The 4,646-nt window shown below is 65.1% G+C and carries 5 protein-coding genes (1 of these 5 cut by a window edge); 1 reads left to right on the plus strand and 4 read right to left on the minus strand.

The features are described 5' to 3' along the window. From trhA to JI746_RS20225, 4 genes are all read right to left on the minus strand, one after another. Nucleotides 1-145, minus strand: partial view of a PAQR family membrane homeostasis protein TrhA gene (trhA, locus tag JI746_RS20210; RefSeq protein WP_201692072.1) — the beginning only. Its footprint begins 503 nt before the window's first position; the window shows 145 of its 648 coding nt (coding positions 1-145); it begins with the start codon at nt 143-145; its stop codon lies off the left edge, out of view. A 191-nt stretch (nt 146-336) separates the two neighbouring features. After that, complete coding sequence (locus JI746_RS20215) at nt 337-540, minus strand: hypothetical protein (protein WP_201692073.1); 204 nt, start codon at nt 538-540, stop codon at nt 337-339. Between the two features lie 112 nt (nt 541-652). Further along, complete coding sequence (locus tag JI746_RS20220) at nt 653-1,114, minus strand: hypothetical protein (protein WP_201692074.1); 462 nt, start codon at nt 1,112-1,114, stop codon at nt 653-655. A 59-nt stretch (nt 1,115-1,173) separates the two neighbouring features. Beyond that, nucleotides 1,174-2,337, minus strand: coding sequence for an acyl-CoA dehydrogenase family protein (locus JI746_RS20225; protein ID WP_201692075.1), 1,164 nt, complete (start codon nt 2,335-2,337; stop codon nt 1,174-1,176). A 215-nt stretch (nt 2,338-2,552) separates the two neighbouring features. Between JI746_RS20225 and JI746_RS20230 the strand changes: the two genes are divergently transcribed. After that, nucleotides 2,553-3,869 carry an immunoglobulin domain-containing family protein gene (locus tag JI746_RS20230; protein ID WP_201692076.1) on the plus strand — a complete coding sequence of 439 codons (1,317 nt, stop codon included), beginning with the start codon at nt 2,553-2,555 and terminating at the stop codon, nt 3,867-3,869. Nucleotides 3,870-4,646: the final 777 nt, after the last annotated feature.

A 4,646-nucleotide genomic window follows, 5' to 3' on the forward strand; every position in this document is an offset into this window, starting at 1 on the left:
CAAGGCCGTTCACCGCTCCAGCATGGAAGGCGTTCTGCAGCAGCACCGGGCTGAACACCGCCGCCAGGACCGCCCCGAGCCCGTGGCTCAGCGAGTTGGCGACTTCCTCGCTGGTGGACTGGGCGCGGCACGCGGTCTGGGCCATGACTTCTCCGTGGTTGGATGCATGCTCGCAGCCAAGCCCGGCGCGTCATGTCGGCGATGCGAACTGGGCAGAGTCGGAGAAGTGCGGCGCGGTGCTTGGGCAAACGCGCCGGCGGCGGTGTGGGACAAGGCGACGGGGAGAGCGGGATAAAGGGAAGATGCCCCGGGGCTTGCAGGGGCGCAGCAGGCGGGTCAGCGGAAGCGTTTCACCGGGATCTGCGCGAGATCGTTGCGCACGCGTTCCACCACCTCAGGGGTTCCCTTGACGGTGAACTCCCTCCAGAAGTACCACACCCGCATGGCCTTGAACCTGGCGTGGGGGTGGCGGTGGAGGACGGCACGCACGTACTCGGCCCTGCTTCGCGGCACCAGGAACTTGAGTCTCTCGGTCGGCATGGCGCCTCCCCCAGTCGCGGCCGGCGGCCGCGTGCGCGCGACCAGCGTACAGGGGAACCCCGGCCGGAGGCATCGTGCGTTCGTGGGAGGCGTGAAGGCGTCCCTCGGTGCGTCAGTCGGCCAGCTCGAATTTCGACCAGGCGTGACACAGCGCATGCCGGGACGACATCTGCCGTTGCTCGTAGGCGGCTGTCGGTTCCTGGCCCAGACGCTGGGCGCCCGCGATGGCTTCATTGAACACCTCGCGGTACCGGAACAGGGCCGACTTGCCGGAGGGGTTCTCCACCGACTGGAGGGCAGACGAGAATTTCTCTCCCGCCTCTTTCTGCGCGCGCCGGATGCAGGCCCTGCGCTCCTTCACGACGAGTTCCCTCGTCCGTGCTTCTCCTGCATCGGCTTTACCGCATTCCGCGAGCGCCCGCCTTGTGGCGTTCCGGTACTCCGAGACGCTAGAGGCCGCAGCGCCGGCGTCGGTGGCGAGCATCACGAGCATGGCGCTCAAGCCGGCCACGACTCCCCAGCGGATGGACGACAGCCGCGTCCCTGATCGGCGCCATTCCGTTTTGCGCAGCATCCCAGTCCACCATCGTACAAACGGATGAGCATAACAGGGCGGCGGCGTCCGCTGCCCGCTCAGTAGGACTTGGGCAAGCCCAGCACCTTCTCCGCGATGAAGCACAGGATCAGCTGAGGACTCACCGGCGCCAGGCGGGGGATCCACGCCTCGCGCAGGTAACGCTCCACGTGGTATTCCTTGGCGTAGCCCATGCCGCCGTGGGTGAAGATCGCGTTCTCGCAGGCACCGTAGCAGGCCTCGGCGGCGAGGAACTTGGCGCTGTTGGCCTCGGCGGCGCAGGGCAAGCCCTGGTCGTAGAGCCATGCCGCCTTCTGCACCATCAGGTGGGCGGCTTCCAGTTCCATCCAGGACTTCGCCAGCGGATGCTGGATCGCCTGGTTCCTGCCGATGGGACGGCCGAACACCTCGCGCTCGTTGGCGTAGTTGGCCGCGCGCCGCAGCGCCGCGCGGCCCAGGCCGATGGCCTCGGCGGCGATCAGGATGCGCTCGGGATTCAGGCCGTGCAGGATGTAGCCGAAGCCCTTGCCTTCCGCGCCCACGCGGTCCTCCACCGGGATACGCAGGCCGTCGATGAAGACCTGGTTGGAGTCCACGCACTTGCGACCCAGCTTCTCGATCTCGCGCACCTCGATCTTCGACCGATCGAAGTCCGTGTAGAACAGGCTCAGGCCTTCGGTGCCCTGGCACTCGTCCACCGGTGTCGTGCGCGCCAGCAGCAGGATCTTGCTGGCGACCTGCGCGGTGCTGATCCACACTTTCTGGCCATGCACCACGTAGTGGTCACCTTCGCGCACGGCCCGGGTCTTGAGCTGCAGCGTGTTCAGCCCGGTGTCGGGCTCGGTGACACCGAAGCACGCGCGGTCCCTGCCCGCGATCAGAGGGGGCAGCCAGCGCTGCTTCTGTTCGTCGTTGCCGAACACCACGACCGGGTGCAGTCCGAAGATGTTCATGTGCACGGCGGAGGCGCCGGACAGGCCCGCGCCGGTCGCCGCGATCGTGTGCATCATCAGCGCCGCCTCGGTGATGCCGAGGCCGGCGCCGCCGTAGGCTTCCGGCATCGCGATGCCCAGCCAGCCGGAGGCGGCCAGCGCGCGGTGGAAATCGTCGGGAAAGCCGCCCTCGCGATCCTTGCGCAGCCAGTAGTCGGCATCGAAAGGTGCGCAGACCTTCTCGATCGCATCCCGGATCTGCTCCTGCTCGGGAGACATCTGGAAGTTCATGGGCGCATCACCTTGTCGCGGGATTCGCAGTATGGCGGGGCGCCCTGCGACGTGCCCTTCAACCGGTGGCGCCGACCATCCCTTGCAGTGTGGTTGCGACACCTCCTCCAATTTACGGGAAAGGCATTTCCGGACATCACCCTGTTCCCCCTAGCATTTGGTCACCTCACAGTCGGGGTGCCAACCGAACTACCAACATGCGTCTGAGTCCATCGATGATTGCGGCAAAGCTTAGCAACGTTGCCCTCCTGGCAGCCGTGGCGGCGATGATTTCGGCGTGTGGCGGGGGCGGTTCATCCGATACTCCCGAATCCGCGGCACCGGCGGCGCCGGTCATTGCAAGTCAGCCGGTTGCTGCCACGGTACTCACCGATGGCACCGCCACATTCACGGTGGCCGCCTCGGGCACCGGCCTGAGCTACCAGTGGAAGAAGAACGGCACCGAGATTCCTGGCGCCACCTCGGCCTCCTACACCACACCGGCGGCCAGCTTCTCCGACAGCGGAGCGAAGTATTCGGTCGCGGTATCGAACGCCGGTGGAAGCGTCGACAGCTCGGCGGCGCCGCTCACCTTGATGCTCAGTGCCAACCAGCAGGCGTTCGAGGAGCTGATCCTCGCACCCAATGGCCGCAGCTATCAACTGATCTGGAACCTGAACTTTGCTGGTCCCCAGGCGAGCGGCACGAACTTCGCGCAATCCGACTTCGCCGTCATGGCGGCCTCGCCGCTGACGAACGGCCCACAGACGAGCGCGCAGAGCGCCCCGCAAAACCTGACCAGCTCGCTCGCGCTTGGTACCCCAGGGGCGACACGCGTGCTGAAGAACGGCGTCATCCTGGTCGTCCCCAGCACAGCAACCAGGAGCAAATCAACTTATGTCGGCGCTGACGTGAGGATCGACACGCTCGCGGCCGACAACAGCACCGTGGCCTACTCGGCGATCCGGAGCAACTACGAGACCGTGGCCCTGACCGGCGCCATGAGCTCCACCGCGCCAGACTTCGCGCACTATCACAACTCGTTTTTCTCCAACGCGGCCATCCTGAACCCTGCTGCGAATTGGGCATCAGGCGCGAGCTACATCAAGTTCACACAGACGAACCTGGGTGACCGCTACTTCGCATTCGACTGCCAGGCTGCCACGACGGGCGCCAACGTTTCGCCCTGCGTGACGGGCACGACACTGGGCAACGCACTGACCACCGGCATTTCTTCGACGAGCGATGGGACCATCTACCATCTCTCCGACGGATCGGTCAGCACGGTGGGCGGTGTGCAGGTCTGGGTTGCCAACTCACCCCGCCCGCAGTCGGCGACCTTGAGCGCGACGGTCTCGTACCGGATCTATTTCGAGCTCAATGGCAACGTCTACACCGGCCAACTGGTCAAGGACGGCTCTCCGCTGGGAGGTAGCTTCTATGTGTCCAACCCTGGCGGCTTGACAGTGACCGACCGGCTCACGTTCCTGCCGTTCCACATTCGCATGAACAAGGCTGCCCGCGACAGTCTCGCGGGAGCGATGGCGATCTGATCTCGGTCCGCCTCACCAAGCGTGCGGCGGAACCCCCACGACTCCGCCCTGGATGTGGGGGAAACGAACTGGACGGGGACTTGTGCGCCGCCGCTGTCGTCGTGCTTCACCGCGACTCCTTGTGCTGAGGAGTTGCGTCTAACGACGCTTGAAGGACTCTCGGATTGCGGCGGAAACCCGAAACGATCACGGGGCAGGCAGGAGCACCTGTGCTCACGCGATCAGACGGCAGTCGTCAGAAGCCGCGTCAGAAACCTGCGCTCCGGAAAGCGAAAAGGGGCTCGCAAGGAGCCCCTTTCCGGTTCGAAATCCTCGTGGATCAAGGACTTCTTGACTGGTGGCCTGGGGCGGAATCGAACCACCGACACGCGGATTTTCAATCCAAGCTAGTGCACACTCACTTTCGTCGAAGCGCGAAGATTGACAACGAGTTTTCCGTTCGTGTGCCTGGCGGTCACCGAACCTGACCGAAACGTTGTCCCTACGGCGGCGCAATGCTCCGCTCAGCCGCCAAGGTCTGGTGCCTTAGGTCTTGGCCACGGGCACACCGAACCACCGAACCGAGGTGCTATGGCCGACGGCTACAGGGGCGTCACCGGTCGCCTCGCCATGCGTTGCGGGATAGGCACAGACGCCGCGCGCCCTGCCTCCTGCTGTCAAGCGACATCAGAATCTGACCCCCTGGCGACATCCAAAACTGACCCCCTGGTTTGTTTCCTAATGGGCTGTTTCTGCAGTTGAGAGTTGAGGATTGATCAACCCGGCCTTGCGCTTGGC

It is taken from the genome of Ramlibacter alkalitolerans (genome assembly GCF_016722765.1).
Taxonomy (GTDB): domain Bacteria; phylum Pseudomonadota; class Gammaproteobacteria; order Burkholderiales; family Burkholderiaceae_C; genus Ramlibacter; species Ramlibacter alkalitolerans.

Excerpts from the sequence above, each read along its gene's own strand:
- JI746_RS20230 (WP_201692076.1), top strand. The coding sequence starts at position 2,553 with ATGATTGCGGCAAAGCTTAGCAACGTTGCCCTCCTGGCAGCCGTGGCG.
- JI746_RS20215 (WP_201692073.1), bottom strand. The coding sequence starts at position 540 with ATGCCGACCGAGAGACTCAAGTTCCTGGTGCCGCGAAGCAGGGCCGAG.
- JI746_RS20225 (WP_201692075.1), bottom strand. The coding sequence starts at position 2,337 with ATGAACTTCCAGATGTCTCCCGAGCAGGAGCAGATCCGGGATGCGATC.
- JI746_RS20220 (WP_201692074.1), bottom strand. The coding sequence starts at position 1,114 with ATGCTGCGCAAAACGGAATGGCGCCGATCAGGGACGCGGCTGTCGTCC.